Origin of the sequence: Micromonospora sp. LH3U1 (assembly GCF_028475105.1) — a bacterium.
Classification (GTDB): Bacteria; Actinomycetota; Actinomycetes; order Mycobacteriales; family Micromonosporaceae; genus Micromonospora.
Window position 1 is genome coordinate 2,194,001 of record NZ_CP116936.1, and the last position, 15,137, is coordinate 2,209,137.

The following is a 15,137-nucleotide window of genomic DNA, read 5'->3' on the forward strand; positions in this document are numbered from 1 at the left end:
AATGGTGCCATGATGGTGCCATGGAGCTGAGGTCATACGTCGAGAACCTGCGTAACGAGTTCGCCGTGGCTGCGGAGGGCGTCGATCCGGAGGCCCGCATGCTGGCCGAACGGCTCTTCGCGCAGCTGGAGTCGGCAACCCGTCTCACGTTGCTCGAGGCGCTGTCTGACGCGGCTGACGAGATCACACGCGAACTCGCGCCGGGTTCGGTGCACGTCCGGTTGCGTGGGCGCGAGCCGGACTTCGTGGTGGCGCCGGCCAGCCCGCCGGTCAATGAGGAGGTGGGCGAGGCCAGCGGCCCGCCGACGCTGTCGGTGCCGGTGCTCGCGCCCGACGGTGACGACGGCGGCACCTCGCGGATCAACCTCCGGCTCCCCGACCACCTGAAGGCCAGCGTCGAGGAGGCCGCTGGGCGCGCCGGCCTTTCGGTCAACGCATGGCTGGTGCGAGCTGTCGCCGGTGCCATCGGGGCAGGCGAAACGGAGCGGCGTCCGCCCCGCCGGGCAGAGCCGCGCTCCGGCCAGCACTTCACCGGCTGGGCCCGCTAACTCCCCGTACCCCCTCTTCCTTCACGCCGCTGACCAGCGGCGACATTCGCCGACCACCTTCCGGGAGACCACCATGCCTATTTACGAAACGCCAGAGCCCATTACCGTCCAGGTCGAGCTGCCCGTCGGGGATGCCTGGATCAGCGCGACCGACCGCACCGACACGGTGGTGACGGTGCGGCCCCGCGACCCGTCGAGCAAGGCCGACGTGAGTGCCGCTGAGCAGACAACCGTCGAGTACGCCGCCGGGCAACTGGTGATCAGGGTGCCGAAGAGTTGGCGCCGCTACGGCTTCGGCCCCGGGCCGTCGGTCGATGTCCTGATCGAGCTACCGAGCGGGTCGCGGGTGCACGCCGAGTCGTCGTGGGCGGCGTTCCGCTGCGAGGGGCGGCTCGGCGAATGCCGGATCAAGACCGGGAGTGGGATCCGGCTCGACGAGACCGGGCCGTTGGACATCGACAGCAGCCACGGCGAGGTCGCGGTGGAGCGCGTCACCGGTTCCGCCCGGGTGAAGGCGTCGTCCGGCAAGGTGCGCATCGGCACGGTCGACGGCCCCACCGAGATCAAGAATTCCTCCGGCGACTGCTGGATCGGCCAGAGCGGCGGAGACGTCCGGGTCAACACCGCGTACGGCGACATCACCGTCGACGCGGCGCTGGCCTCGGTGACGGCGCGCACCGCCTACGGCAACGTCCGGCTGGGCGAGGCCGTCCGGGGGTCGGTCGACCTGAACACCTCGTACGGGGCCATCGAGGTCGGCATCCGTCGCGGGACCGCGGCCTGGCTCGACGTCAGTTCCAAGCACGGCCGCGTGCACAACGCCCTCGAGACGACCGACAGTCCGGCGCAGACCGACGAGACGGTCGAGGTCCGGGCGAACACCGCCTACGGCGACATCTTGATCCGCCGCGCCTGATCCGCGACCAGAGACCATTGAAGAGGAGACCATGACCAGCCCCATGAAGCCCGCGATCGTCGCCACCGACCTCCGGAAGTCCTACGGTGACAAGGTCGTCCTGGACGGCATCGACCTCATGATCACCGAGGGCACGATCTTCGCGTTGCTCGGCCCCAACGGCGCCGGCAAGACCACCACCGTGCAGATCCTCTCCACCCTGATCAACGCCGACGGCGGTAACGCCCGGATCTTCGGCCACGACCTGACGCGAGAGCCCAACGCGGTACGCGAACTGATCGGCGTGACCGGCCAGTTCTCCGCCGTCGACAACCTGCTCACCGGCCGGGAGAACCTGAACCTGATGGCCGACCTGTGCCATCTGGACAAGGCGGCCGGCCGGCGACGGATCGCCGACCTGCTCGACCAGTTCGACCTGACCGAGGCGGCGGGTAAGCCGGTGTCGACGTACTCCGGCGGCATGCGCCGGCGACTCGACCTCGCGATGACCCTGGTCGGCGAGCCCCGCGTCATCTTCCTCGACGAGCCGACCACCGGCCTCGACCCGCGCAGCCGCCGGGCCATGTGGCACATCATCCGCGCTCTCGCCGCTGAGGGCGTGACCATCCTGCTCACCACCCAGTACCTGGAGGAGGCCGATCAGCTCGCCGACCGCGTCGCGTTCCTCGACCACGGCCGACTGATCGCCGAGGGCACCCCGCGTGAGCTCAAGCGGCTCATTCCGGGCGGCCACGTCGTGTTGCAGTTCGCCGACCAGGAAGAGCTCGACTCGGCGGCCCGGACGTTCGCGGCCGCCACCCGCGACGACGCGGCACTCACCCTCCAGGTGCCGAGTGACGGCGGGGTCGGGTCGCTGCGATCCCTGCTCGACCAGCTCGACCGCGCCTCGATCAGCGTGGCCGGACTCTCCGTGCACACCCCCGACCTCGACGACGTCTTCCTCACCCTCACCGGCCAGCCCGACACCCAGGCCAGCCGACCCGACCACGAAAGGGCTCCCGCGCGATGAGCACCGTCTCCCTCGCCGTCCGCGACTCGAGCACCATGCTGCGGCGCAATCTCCTGCACATGCGGCGCTACCCGTCGATGACCTTCCTGCTCATCGGCATCCCGGTCATCATTCTGTTGCTCTTCGTCTACGTCTTCGGTGGCACGCTCGGCGCCGGCCTCGGACCGTCCGGCGACCGCTCCCAGTACGCCAACTACGTCACCCCCGGCATCCTGCTCATCACGGTGGTCAGCGCGGCGCAGGGCACCGCCATCTCGGTCGCGATGGACATGACCGAGGGCATCATCGCCCGGTTCCGAACGATGGCGATCTTCCGACCGTCGGTCCTCACCGGGCACGTACTGGGCAGCCTCATCCAGACCCTGCTCAGCCTCGCGGTCGTCACCGGCGTGGCGCTGCTCGTCGGGTTCCGGCCCACGGCCAACCCGGTCGAGTGGCTCGCCGCCATCGGCGTCCTCGCCATGATCACCTTTGCGCTCACCTGGCTGTCGGTGGCCCTCGGCCTGGTGAGCGACAGTGTCGAGACGGCCAGCAACCTCCCCATGCCGCTGATCCTCCTGCCGTTCCTCGGCAGCGGCTTCGTCCCCACCGACTCCATGCCGACCCCGGTGCGGTGGTTCGCCGACTACCAGCCCTTCACGCCCGTCATGGAGACCCTTCGCGGCCTGCTCCTCGGCACCGGGATCGGCGCCAACGGGATCATCGCGGTCGTCTGGTGCGTCGTCATCACCGTGCTCAGCTTCTTCTGGGCCAAGTCCCTGTACAACCGCAATCGGGCCGCCTGATCCCGAGAGGCGCTCGACGTCCCGCCAGCGCGACGCACCGGCGGCCCGGCCCCTGTGGGCCGGGCCGTCGGTTGTCCGTGCCTCGGTGCACGACGCGCGCAGTCGCGCCGAGGCGACCTTTCAGACGTCGAATGTTATCGATAACACGACCCTGGCGCCTGGCCGGGTGCGACGCCCGCCGGCCTCCGGACCGCTCAGACCTGAGCCCGGTGGCGGTCGACTGCCGTTCCGTTGATCCGATCATCCGGGTGGCGCAGCCCTGTTGATGTTATCGCTGACATCCCCGCCGACCGACGAGCGGTCGTGATCGGACGGTCACCCCAGCGCCGCGTGGGACGCAGGGCCGCTCGCGCCGCCTGTCGAGGCGGTGTCGGGTCGGCGGCGGGGCCATCGGCGACTCCTTCCGTCGCTGCACACGGCGGTCGGTTCCCGAATGGCGCAATTTGCACCAGTCCGACATCGACGCGCCCGAGCCGGCCCCGGCTTCTGCGTTCCGTTACGGAGCTGTTGCGGGTAGATGTCTTGACGAGGCTTGATGTGAGCGTTAACACTATCCCCGTTAACGGTGGAGGTGAACATGAACCGTGTGGACGGAGCTGACGACCGCTACGTCGTCGGTGTCGACTTCGGCACCCTGTCCGGGCGCGCTCTGGTGGTCCGTGTCGGCGATGGTGCCGAGTTGGGGACCGCGGTGCACGAGTACTGCGACGGCGTCATCAGCACGACGCTTCCGGGAGGCCGAGCGCTGCCCCCGGACTGGGCCCTGCAGAACCCGGAGGACTACCGCGACGTGCTGCGGTACGCCGTCCCGGCGGCACTGTCAGCCGCAGGGGTGGACCCCGCCGCGGTCGTCGGCATCGGCATCGACTTCACCGCCTGCACGGTGCTGCCGACCGACGCCGAGGGCACTCCGCTGTGCGAGGATCCCGAGCTGCGCGACCGGCCGCACGCCTGGGTCAAGCTGTGGAAGCACCACGCCGCGCAGCCGCACGCCGACCGGATCAACGCGCTGGCCCACGAACGGGCAGAACCGTGGATCGGTCGGTACGGCGGCAAGATCTCCGCCGAGTGGCAGTTCGCCAAGGGACTCCAGATCCTGGAGGAGGACCCCGAGGTCTACCACCGGGCCGAGCGCTTCATCGAGGCAGCCGACTGGATTGTCTGGCAGCTCAGCGGCACCGAGACCCGCAACGTCTGCACCGCCGGTTACAAGGGCATCCTGCAGGACGGCCAGTATCCTTCCGAGGGCTTCCTGACCGCGCTCAACCCGGGCTTTGGCGACTTCGTGGCCAAGCTGGACGGTCCGTTGCTGCCCCTCGGTGCCCGGGCCGGCACGCTCACCGCGTGGGCCGCGGGGTGGACGGGCCTGCCGGAGGGGATCGCGGTGGCCGCCGGCAACGTCGACGCGCACGTCACCGCGGCGTCCGCGCAGGCCGTCGAGCCTGGTCGGCTCGTCGCGATCATGGGTACCTCGACCTGCCACGTGGTCAACGGCGCGCAGCTCGCCGAGGTGGCCGGGATGTGCGGTGTCGTGGACGGCGGCATCAGCCCCGGCGCATGGGGTTACGAGGCCGGCCAGAGCGGTGTCGGCGACATCTTCGGCTGGTTCGTCAAGCACGCCGCCCCGGCTGGCGTCGCCTCGCACGAACAGCTCACCGAGTTGGCCGCGAGCCAACCGGTCGGCGCGCACGGACTGATCGCGCTGGACTGGTGGAACGGCAACCGCTCCCTGCTGGTCAACCACGACCTCAGCGGGATGATCGTCGGAATGACCCTGGCCACCCAGCCGCAGGACATCTACCGGGCGCTGCTGGAGTCAACCGCCTTTGGCACGCGGATGATCATCGATGCGTTCGTCGAGGCCGGGGTCGCGGTGAACGACCTGGTGATCGCCGGGGGTCTCACCAACAACGACCTGCTGATGCAGATCTACGCCGACGTGACCAAGCGGCCGCTGAACATCATCGCCTCCGCGCAGGGACCGGCACTGGGCTCGGCGATCCACGCCGCCGTCGCCGCAGGTGAATATCCCTCGATCCAGGAAGCGTCGCAGGTGATGGGTCGGGTGCACGAGGCCGTCTACCGACCGGATCCCGAGCGGGCACGCGCCTACGACGCCCTGTACGCCGAGTACCGGACGCTGCACGATCACTTCGGTCGCGGCGGCAACGACGTCATGCTCCGCCTGCGCGCGATCCGGAACGCGGCGGTCGAGACCGCAGCCGCGCACGAGCCCGCGCTGGAGGTGGTCGCGTGACCGCCCAGGTGACCCGACAGATCGACGATCTGCGCGAGACGGTCGCCCGTCTGCACGCCGAGCTCACCCGGTACCGCCTGGTCGCCTGGACGGCCGGCAACGTCTCCGCGCGGGTTCCCGGCCAGAACCTCATGGTGATCAAGCCGAGTGGCGTGGGCTACGACGATCTCACCGCGGAAACCATGGTCGTGTGTGACCTCGACGGTGTCCTCGTCGAGGGGGATCTCGCCCCGTCCAGCGACACCGCCGCCCACGCCTACGTCTACCGGGCCATGCCCGAGGTCGGTGGGGTCGTGCACACGCACAGCTCGTACGCCACCGCCTGGGCCGCGCGAGGGGAGGCGATTCCCTGCCACCTCACCGCCCAGGCCGACGAGTTCGGCGGGGAGATCCCGGTGGGTCCGTTCGCCCTGATCGGCGGCGACGACATCGGAAAGGGCATCGTCGGCACGCTCGCCGGGCACCGCTCACCCGCGGTGCTGATGCGTAACCACGGCGTCTTCACCATCGGCCGGGACGCCCGCGCGGCAGTCAAGGCCGCGGTCATGTGTGAGGACGTTGCCCGCACGGCGCACCTGGCTCGCGCACTCGGGCAGCCGGTGCCGATGGCGCAGGCAGACATCGACGCTCTTTATGACCGCTACCAGAACGTCTACGGTCAACAACCAGTCCCACCGGCGGGTTCCTGACCGCTTGCCGGCCATGCCGGAGCCCGTCGGTCTGCACCACCGAAGTAGCAGCACGCACCACCCGCGTATGCCGCTCCTGCACCTCGGCGGTCTGGCGCGGTCACCCACCACACCGAGCCAAGGAGATCTGATGAGAAAGATGCGAACGCAGTCCGCTCCGTGGCGCGCTGCCGCGGTCCTCGCCAGCGTGCTGCTCGTCGGCAGCGTGGCGGCCTGTGGCAACAGCGACACCGGCGGCGGCGGCACCAAGGACGACGGCAAGATCACGATGGGCTTCTCGCAGGTCGGCGCGGAGAGCGGCTGGCGTACCGCGAACACCATCTCGATCAAGGAAGCCGCCACGGCGGCGGGGATCGAGCTGAAGTTCGACGACGCGCAGCAGAAGCAGGAAAACCAGATCAAGGCGATCCGCAACTACATCCAGCAGAAGGTCGACGTGATCGCCTTCTCGCCGGTGGTGGAGTCCGGGTGGGACACCGTGCTCAAGGAGGCCAAGGACGCCAAGATCCCGGTCATCCTGACCGACCGCTCGGTCGACTCGGCCGACAAGACCCTCTACAAGACCTTCCTCGGCTCGGACTTCGTCAAGGAGGGCCGGCTCGCGGGTGAGTGGCTGGTCGAGCAGAAGAAGACCGCCTCGGGTCCGGTGAACATCGTCGAGCTGCAGGGCAGCACCGGCGCGGCACCGGCGAACGACCGCAAGAAGGGCTTCGCCGAGGCGATCGCCGCCAACCCGAACCTGAAGATCATCGCCTCTCAGACGGGCGACTTCACCCGGGCCGGCGGCAAGCAGGTCATGGAGCAGTTCCTCAAGGCCAACCCGAAGATCGACGTGCTGTTCGCGCACAACGACGACATGGGCCTGGGCGCGATCGAAGCGATCACCGCCGCTGGCAAGGTGCCGGGTAAGGACATCACCATCATCACGGTCGACGCTGTCAAGGACGGCATGCAGGCTCTCGCCGACGGGAAGTTCAACTTCATCGCGGAGTGCAGCCCGCTGCTCGGCCCACAGCTGATGGATCTGGCGAAGAAGGTCAAGGCCGGCGAGGAGGTGCCTGCTCGGATCGAGACCGAGGAGACCACCTTCACGTCTGAGCAGGCCAAGGAAGCTCTGCCCAACCGCAAGTACTGATCGACGCTGGGGGTCGCCGCGTTCGCGTGGCGGCCCCGCTGCGTCGCGCCATCACCCGCAACGGACCGGGCATGGCCAGCGACCACCCCGTACTCCACCCGCCCGAGCGACCCGCAGGGACGACCGGGCGGGCGCCGCGGGAGCGTAGCGGCCCTTCCGTGTCGACAACCCAGAAGAGGTCTGATGGGATGACGGATAGCCGTCCGGTCCTGACGATGACCGGGATCAGCAAGTCCTTCTCCGGGGTGCGCGCACTCCACAACGTCAACTTTCAGCTCCTTCCCGGCGAGGTGCACGCCCTGATGGGCGAGAACGGCGCCGGCAAGTCGACCCTCATCAAGGTGCTGACCGGCGTCTACGACACCGACGAGGGCACGATCACCCTCGACGGCGAGCCGGTGTCCTTCACCGGGCCGATGCAGGCGAACGCCGCCGGGGTGAGCACCGTCTACCAGGAAGTCAACCTCTGCACCAACCTGTCGGTGGCGGAGAACATCTTCATCGGCCGTGAGCCCCGGTTGCTGGGTGCCGTCCGCTGGGGTGAGGTCCGCCGCCGCTCCCGTACGCTGCTGGCCCGCCTCGACCTCGACCTCGACGTGAGCGCGCCGCTCGGCTCATACTCCCTGGCGATCCAGCAGATGGTCGCCATCGCCCGCGCGATCGACATCCAGGCCCGGGTGCTGATCCTGGACGAGCCGACGTCCAGTCTCGACGCCAGCGAGGTGGCGCAGTTGTTCCGCATCATGCGGCAACTGCGCGACGAGGGCATCGCCATCCTGTTCGTGACCCACTTCCTCGACCAGGTCTACGAGATCGCCGACCGCATCACCGTGCTGCGCAACGGTGGGCTCGTCGGCGAGTACCAGACCGCCGAGCTGCCCCAGCTCTCCCTGGTCGAGAAGATGATCGGTAAGGAACTCGACGTCCTGGAGGGCATCGAGGAGCACTCCCGCCGGGATCTGGCCGCGTTGGAGGAGGGCACCCCCCTGGTGGCGGTGTCGAACTTCGGCCGGGCGGGGGCGGTCGAGCCGTTCAGCCTCACCATCCACGCCGGCGAGGTGGTCGGCCTGGCCGGGCTGCTGGGCTCCGGGCGTACCGAGGTGGCGCGGTTGTTGTTCGGGGCCGACCGGACGGACGGTGGTCAGGTCGCACTCGACGGCGCGGCGAGCAGCCTGCGCACCCCTGCGCAAGCCATCGACCAGGGCTTCGGCTTCTGTTCGGAGAACCGCCGTGCCGAAGGCATCGTCGCCGATCTGTCGGTCCGCGAGAACATGATCCTGGCCATGCAGGCCGCCCGCGGCTGGCTGCGGCCCATCCCGCGTCGTCGCCAGGACGAGCTGGTCGACAAGTACGTCAAGGCACTCAACATCCGGCCCGCGGACCCGGAGGTGCCGGTACGCAACCTCTCCGGTGGCAACCAGCAGAAGGTGCTCCTGGCCCGGTGGCTGATCACCGAGCCACGACTGTTGATCCTCGACGAACCGACCCGGGGCATCGACATCGGCGCGAAGACCGAGATCCAGAAGCTCGTGACGCAACTGTCCGACGGCGGCATGGCGGTGCTGTTCATCTCCGCCGAGCTGGAGGAGGTGCTGCGTCTCAGTCACAAGGTGGCCGTGATGCGGGACCGACAGATGGTCGCGCAGCTCGCCAACGACGAGAGCCTCGACGCCGACCGCATCATGCAGACCATCGCGAGTGGATCCCACCGGGAGGAGGCAGACCGATGAACGACACCATGGGCCGCTACCGGACGGTGGTCGGTCACCGGCTGTTCTGGCCCACCGCCGTGCTTGTCGTCATGCTCGCCGCGAACACGATCTACCGGCCCGGGTTCCTGTCCATCGAGCTCAAGGACGGGCACCTGTACGGCTCGCCGATCGACATCCTGCGGCTGAGCGCGCCCCTGATCCTCGTCGCACTGGGCATGACCCTGGTCATCTCGACCGGCGGCATCGACCTGTCGGTCGGCTCGGTGTGCGCGATCAGCGGCGCGATCGCCTGCATGTACATCAGCAAGCAGACCGACCAGAACAGCCTCGCCGTGGTGCTGACCGCCCTGGCGATGGCGTTGGGGGTCGCGCTCGTGCTCGGCGCCTGGAACGGGGTGCTGGTGGCCGTGATCGGGATCCAACCGATCATCGCCACCCTGATCCTGATGGTGGCGGGTCGGGGCCTCGCCCAGCTGATCACCCAGGGTCAGATCATCACCATCAACTCCGAGCCGTTCCGGGCGATCGGGCTGGGCCACCTGCTGACCCTGCCGCTGGCCATCTTCATCGCCCTCGCCGCGGCACTGCTCGTCGCGGCGTTCACCCGCCGCACCGCACTCGGCATGATCGTCGAATCGGTGGGCGGTAACGCCGAGGCGAGCCGACTCGCCGGCATCCGGTCCGGCCGGGTCATCTTCCTCGCGTACGTCCTCAGCGCCGTCTGCGCCGCGGTCGCTGGTTTCATGATGACGGCCAACGTCTCCAGTGCCGACGGCAACGCCGTGGGCCTCTGGGTGGAGTTGGACGCCATCCTCGCGGTCGTCATCGGCGGTACGTCCCTCGCCGGCGGCCGGTTCTTCCTCAGCGGCACCATCCTCGGCGCGCTGATCATCCAGACCCTGACCACGTCGGTGTACGCCATGAACATCTCACCGCAGACGTCGCTGCTGTTCAAAGCGGTCGTCGTGATCGCCGTCTGCCTCATCCAGGCGCCAGCCTTCCGGGCCCGGTTCACCCGCCGTAGGCGTAACACCCCGCCGCCCGCCGCCATCGCCGACAAGCCCAAGGAGCAGGTGCCGGCATGACCACTGGATCGCTCACCGCTGGCCGTGCCAGGTTCCGGCTGCCGAGGCGGCAGATACCGGTCCTGGCCACGCTCGTCCTGCTGCTGGTCATGTACGGCATCGGGGTGTCGCAGTACCAGGCGTTCTCCAACGTGCAGGTCATCTTCAACGTCTTCATCGACAACAGCTTCCTGCTCGTCGTCGCGGTGGGCATGACCTTCGTCATCCTCACCGGCGGCATCGACCTGTCGGTCGGGTCGGTCGTCGCCATGACGGCCATGGTGTCGGCCTGGCTGCTCCAGGAGGGGCTGCCGGCGGCACTGGTGCTCGTCATCGCCCTGCTGATCGGCCCGACGCTCGGTCTGCTGATGGGCTGCGCCATCCACTTCTTCGAGATCCAGCCGTTCATCGTCACGCTCGCCGGGATGTTCTTCGCCCGGGGTATGTGCACGTTGATCTCGGGTGCGTCCATCCCGATCACCGACGGCTTCTGGACCAGGATGTCGCAGGAGCGGATCGGTAATCCCCAGGGCAACTTCGTGTCGATCAGCGTGCTGATCGCCTTCGTCGTGGTCGCCATCGCCGCGTACACGCTGGCCTACACCCGGCTGGGGCGCAACGTGTACGCCATCGGCGGCAACTCGCAGTCGGCACTGCTGATGGGTCTGCCGTTGGGGCGTACCCGGATCGCCGTCTACACGATCAGCGGCCTGTGCTCCGCGATCGGTGGGATCCTGCTGTCCTTCTACACCCTTTCCGGCGCGCCACTGATCGCCGTGGGCATGGAGCTGGATGTCATCGCCGCCGTCGTCATCGGGGGCACCGTGCTCACCGGCGGCGCGGGTTACGTCTTCGGCACGGTGCTGGGCGTGTTGGTCCTGGGCGTCATCCAGACCCTCATCACCTTCGACGGGAGCCTCAACTCCTGGTGGACGAAGATCGTGATCGGCGGTCTGCTCTTCGCGTTCATCCTCCTGCAGCGCCTCATCGGAATCCGTTACAAGTGAACACTCCTCTCGTGGAAGGCAACTCCATGGCACCACACACCGAACCCGAGATCTGGTTCCTCACCGGCAGCCAAGGCATGTACGGCGAGGAGACGCTCCGGCAGGTCGCCGAGCAGTCCCGTCAGATCGCGGCCGCGCTCGACGACTCGCCGCAGATCCCCGCCCGAGTGGTCTGGAAGCCCGTCCTGACCAACAGCAGTGAGATCCTGCAGGTCTGCCGGGACGCCGCCGCCCAGGGCGCCATCGGGGTCATTGCCTGGATGCACACCTTCTCTCCGGCGAAGATGTGGATCGCCGGTCTGGACGCGCTGCAGACGCCACTGCTGCACCTGCACACCCAGGCCAACGTTCTGCTGCCGTGGAACGACATCGACATGGACTTCATGAACCTGAACCAGGCCGCTCACGGCGACCGCGAGTTCGGGTACATCCAGACCCGTCTCGGTGTGGCCCGTAAGACGGTGGCCGGGCACGTCAGCGACCCGCGGGTGACCACCCGGGTCGGGGCGTGGGCGCGCGCGGCGCTCGGCTGGTCGGCGATGCGGTCGCTGCGCCTGGCCCGCTTCGGCGACAACATGCGCGACGTCGCGGTGACCGAGGGAGACAAGGTCGAGGCGGAGCTGCGCTTCGGGGTGTCGGTCAACACCTACGGCGTCAACGACCTGGTCAAGGTGGTCGGCGAGGTCACCGACGCGCAGGTGGACGACCTGGTCAAGGAGTACGAGGACACCTACCGCATCGTCGGCGAGCTGCTGCCCGGGGGTGATCAGCACGACTCGTTGCGGTACGCCGCGCGCCTGGAGATCGGCATGCGCACCTTCCTGGACACGGGCGGGTTCCGGGCCTTCACGACGAACTTCGAGGATCTCGGCGGCCTGCGTCAGCTGCCGGGCATCGCCGTGCAGCGGCTGATGGCGGACGGCTACGGCTTCGGCGGTGAGGGCGACTGGAAGACCTCGGTCCTGGTCCACACCCTCAAGGCGATGTCGGTGGGCGTGAGCGGCGGCACGTCGTTCATGGAGGACTACACCTACGACCTCACTCCGGGTGCGGAACTGGTGCTCGGCGCCCACATGCTCGAGGTCTGCCCGACCATCGCGTCCGACGTACCCAACGTGGAGATCCACCCACTGAGCATCGGCGGACGGGAGGATCCGGTCCGGCTCGTGTTCGACGCCGCGCCCGGCCCGGCCGTGGTGCTCGGCCTGGCCGACATGGGGGAGCGCTTCCGGCTCGTGGCCAACGAGATCGACGTGGTGTCTCCGCCGCAACCGCTGCGCCGGCTGCCGGTGGCGCGGGCCGTCTGGCGTCCGCGACCCGACCTGCCCGGTTCGGCCGAGGCGTGGATCACCGCTGGCGCACCGCACCACACGGTGCTGTCGCAGGCGGTGGGCGTGGAGGAGCTGCACGACCTGGCGGAGATGAGCCGGACCGAGCTCGTCGTCATCGACGCCAACACGGAGCCCCGCCGCTTCGCCGACGAGATCCGCTGGAACCAGGCCTACTACCGCCTGGCCCGCGGCTTCTGACCCGCGCGGCTGAGCCGCGTCCATGACGGGTGGTCCGTCCCTGCCTGCATCCCTCGGGCAGGGGCCGGCCACCCGTTCGCGTGCCCGCCTAGCACGACCATGAGCCGATCAGGTTACGTCTTGACTAAGGACGTGTTATCGCTCACAGTCTATAGCTAAGACGGTCGATGTCTGTGGCTGGCCCGGCCGCGGTCGCACTTCTTCCCCGTGCGCGACACATCAGTGCCGCGAACCACGGGGAGCGATGTTAACGATCACATTCGGCGATTCGGCCAGCTCGGCACGCCGCCCGGTGCCGCAGATGCCGACCCAGACCGTTCGGTTCGCAGTCGAAGGAGGATCATGGTTGCCATCGGTCGGGTTCCCTGGATAGCGCCATCCGCGCGGGGGCGTGGGTGGCTGTCGCGGGTCGTCGCCGCCGCGGTCGCGGTGGTGGTCGGCAGCGCTTTGGCGGCGGTCGCGCCGACGGCCGCGTCAGCGGCGACGGTGGACACCAACGCGTGGTACGTGTTGGTGAACCGCAACAGCGGCAAGGCGCTGGACGTGTACAACCAGGCGACGAATGACGGTGCGCGGATCACGCAGTGGGCGCGTAACGACGGTGCGTGGCAGCAGTGGCAGTTCGTGGATTCCGGTGGCGGCTACTACCGGTTGAAGTCGCGACATTCGGGCAAGGTTCTCGACATCTACAACTTCTCCACCGCGAACGGTGCCGCCGTGGTGCAGTGGGCTGACGGCAACGGAACCAACCAGCAGTTCCGGTTGGCGGATTCGACCGGCGGCTACGTGCGGCTGATCAACCGCAACAGCAACAAGGCGGTGGAGGTGCAGAGCGCCTCGACGGCCGATGGCGGCAACGTGGTGCAGTACGACGACTGGGGTGGCAACAACCAGCAGTGGCAGCTCGTCCCTGTCGGCGGCAGCAACCCCGGCAACCCCGGCACGTCGTACTCGAACCCGACGGTGTGGCAGGACTTCGCCGACGTCGACATCATTCGGGTGGATAACGTCTACTACATGTCGGCGTCCACGATGCACTACTCACCGGGCGCTCCGGTGCTGCGCTCGTACGACCTGGTCAACTGGGAGTTCGCCGGTCACTCCGTGCCCCGGCTGGACTTCGGGTCGAAATACGACATGAGCGGCGGCCGGGCCTACGTCGACGGAATCTGGGCCTCGACGTTGAACTACCGGCCGAGCAACCGGACGTTCTACTGGGCGGGGTGCATCGACTTCGCGCAGACCCACATTTACACGGCGTCCGCCGTCGACGGCACCTGGAGTCGGCACACGACAATCCCCAACTGCTACTACGACGCCGGCATGCTGATCGACGACAACGACACCATGTACGTGGCGTACGGCAACGGCGCCATCAGCGTGGCCCAGCTCTCCGCCGACGGGCGGTCCCAGGTCCGTGCCCAGCAGGTGTACACCACGCCGTCGAGCATCGGCACCCTGGAGGGGGCCCGGTTCTACAAGCGCAACGGCGCCTACTACATCTGGCTCACCCGCCCGGCCAACGGCCAGTACGTGCTGAAGTCGACCAACGGGCCCTTCGGCCCGTACGAGCAGCGTCAGGTGCTGCTCAACCTGCCCGGCCCGATCTCCGGCGGCGGTGTGCCGCACCAGGGTGGGCTGGTGCAGACCCAGAACGGCGACTGGTACTACATGGCTTTCGTCGACGCGTACCCCGGTGGTCGGATGCCGGCCATGGCGCCGATCAGCTGGACCAGCGACGGCTGGCCCGTGTTGCAGACGGTCAACGGCGCGTGGGGCAGCTCGTACCCGAAGCCGAACCTGCCCGCGCCGCCCCGGGCGGTGAAGCCGCTCACCGGCACCGACACGTTCGCCGGCACCACCCTCGGCCCGCAGTGGGAGTGGAACCACAACCCGGACAACAGCAAATGGTCGGTGAACAACGGGCTGAGCCTGCAGACCGCCACCGTCACCGGCGACCTGTACGGCGCGCGTAACACGCTGACGCACCGGATCCAGGGGCCCAGCTCCACGGCCACCATCGAGTTGGACTACTCCACCATGCGCGACGGTGATCGCACGGGCCTGGCGGTGCTGCGCAACTCGTCCGCCTGGATCGGGGTCCGGCGGGACAACGGGTCCACGCGTCTGGTCATGCAGAACGGCCTCACGATGGACGGCAACTGGAACACCACCAGCACCGGCAGCGAGGTGGCGAGCACCGCCGTCTCCGGTGGCCGGATCTGGTTGCGCGCCAACGCCGACATCAGACCCGGGTCCGGCCGGCAGGCCCGCTTCTCGTACAGCACGGACGGGGTCACCTTCACCTCGTTCGGCAACGCCCTGACCCTGGACAGCAATTGGCAGTTCTTCATGGGCTACCGATTCGCCATCTTCAACCACGCCACCCAGGCGCTCGGCGGCGCGGTCACGGTGCGCCGGTTCGATCTGACGACACCGTGACACCAGTCACACAGCGACCGGTCTGACCGGTGGCGCGGGCGGGC

12 protein-coding genes are annotated in these 15,137 nt (G+C 68.4%); all 12 read left to right on the forward strand.

The genetic code is table 11. The features are described from left to right. Nucleotides 1-20: 20 nt before the first annotated feature. The 12 genes from PCA76_RS10045 (at nucleotide 21) to PCA76_RS10100 (ending at nucleotide 15,093) form a co-directional block, all read left to right on the forward strand. A complete protein-coding gene (locus PCA76_RS10045) occupies nucleotides 21-548 on the forward strand; it encodes a hypothetical protein (protein WP_272616867.1) in 528 nt (175 codons plus the stop codon). A gap of 73 nt (nucleotides 549-621) precedes the next feature. Further along, on the forward strand, nucleotides 622-1,464 hold the full coding sequence (locus PCA76_RS10050) for a DUF4097 family beta strand repeat-containing protein (RefSeq protein ID WP_272616869.1): 843 nt from the start codon (nucleotides 622-624) through the stop codon (nucleotides 1,462-1,464). A gap of 31 nt (nucleotides 1,465-1,495) precedes the next feature. Further along, on the forward strand, nucleotides 1,496-2,473 hold the full coding sequence (locus PCA76_RS10055) for an ATP-binding cassette domain-containing protein (RefSeq protein ID WP_272616871.1): 978 nt from the start codon (nucleotides 1,496-1,498) through the stop codon (nucleotides 2,471-2,473). After that, on the forward strand, nucleotides 2,470-3,258 hold the full coding sequence (locus PCA76_RS10060; protein ID WP_272616873.1) for an ABC transporter permease: 789 nt from the start codon (nucleotides 2,470-2,472) through the stop codon (nucleotides 3,256-3,258). The genes PCA76_RS10055 and PCA76_RS10060 overlap by 4 nt, the downstream gene beginning before the upstream one ends. Nucleotides 3,259-3,835: 577 nt before the next feature. Next, nucleotides 3,836-5,515: a ribulokinase gene (gene araB / locus PCA76_RS10065; protein WP_272616875.1), complete on the forward strand. Its 1,680-nt coding sequence runs from the start codon at nucleotides 3,836-3,838 to the stop codon at nucleotides 5,513-5,515. Then, entirely contained in the window at nucleotides 5,512-6,204 is a 693-nt protein-coding gene (locus PCA76_RS10070) for an L-ribulose-5-phosphate 4-epimerase (protein ID WP_272616877.1), read from the forward strand. Before araB ends, PCA76_RS10070 begins: the two co-directional genes overlap by 4 nt. 130 nt (nucleotides 6,205-6,334) lie before the next feature. After that, on the forward strand, nucleotides 6,335-7,339 hold the full coding sequence (locus PCA76_RS10075; RefSeq protein ID WP_442930214.1) for an ABC transporter substrate-binding protein: 1,005 nt from the start codon (nucleotides 6,335-6,337) through the stop codon (nucleotides 7,337-7,339). Nucleotides 7,340-7,527: 188 nt separating this feature from the next. After that, a complete protein-coding gene (locus PCA76_RS10080) occupies nucleotides 7,528-9,069 on the forward strand; it encodes a sugar ABC transporter ATP-binding protein (RefSeq protein WP_272616879.1) in 1,542 nt (513 codons plus the stop codon). Beyond that, nucleotides 9,066-10,136, forward strand: coding sequence for an ABC transporter permease (locus tag PCA76_RS10085; RefSeq protein ID WP_272616881.1), 1,071 nt, complete (start codon nucleotides 9,066-9,068; stop codon nucleotides 10,134-10,136). The genes PCA76_RS10080 and PCA76_RS10085 overlap by 4 nt, the downstream gene beginning before the upstream one ends. Next, on the forward strand, nucleotides 10,133-11,122 hold the full coding sequence (yjfF, locus tag PCA76_RS10090; RefSeq protein ID WP_272616883.1) for a galactofuranose ABC transporter, permease protein YjfF: 990 nt from the start codon (nucleotides 10,133-10,135) through the stop codon (nucleotides 11,120-11,122). Before PCA76_RS10085 ends, yjfF begins: the two co-directional genes overlap by 4 nt. Nucleotides 11,123-11,148: 26 nt before the next feature. Continuing rightward, the gene (gene araA / locus PCA76_RS10095) at nucleotides 11,149-12,651 is read left to right on the forward strand and encodes an L-arabinose isomerase (RefSeq protein ID WP_272619278.1); all 1,503 of its coding nucleotides are present in this window, start codon (nucleotides 11,149-11,151) and stop codon (nucleotides 12,649-12,651) included. Nucleotides 12,652-12,993: 342 nt separating this feature from the next. Further along, a complete protein-coding gene (locus PCA76_RS10100) occupies nucleotides 12,994-15,093 on the forward strand; it encodes an RICIN domain-containing protein (RefSeq protein WP_272616885.1) in 2,100 nt (699 codons plus the stop codon). Nucleotides 15,094-15,137 lie beyond the last annotated feature (44 nt).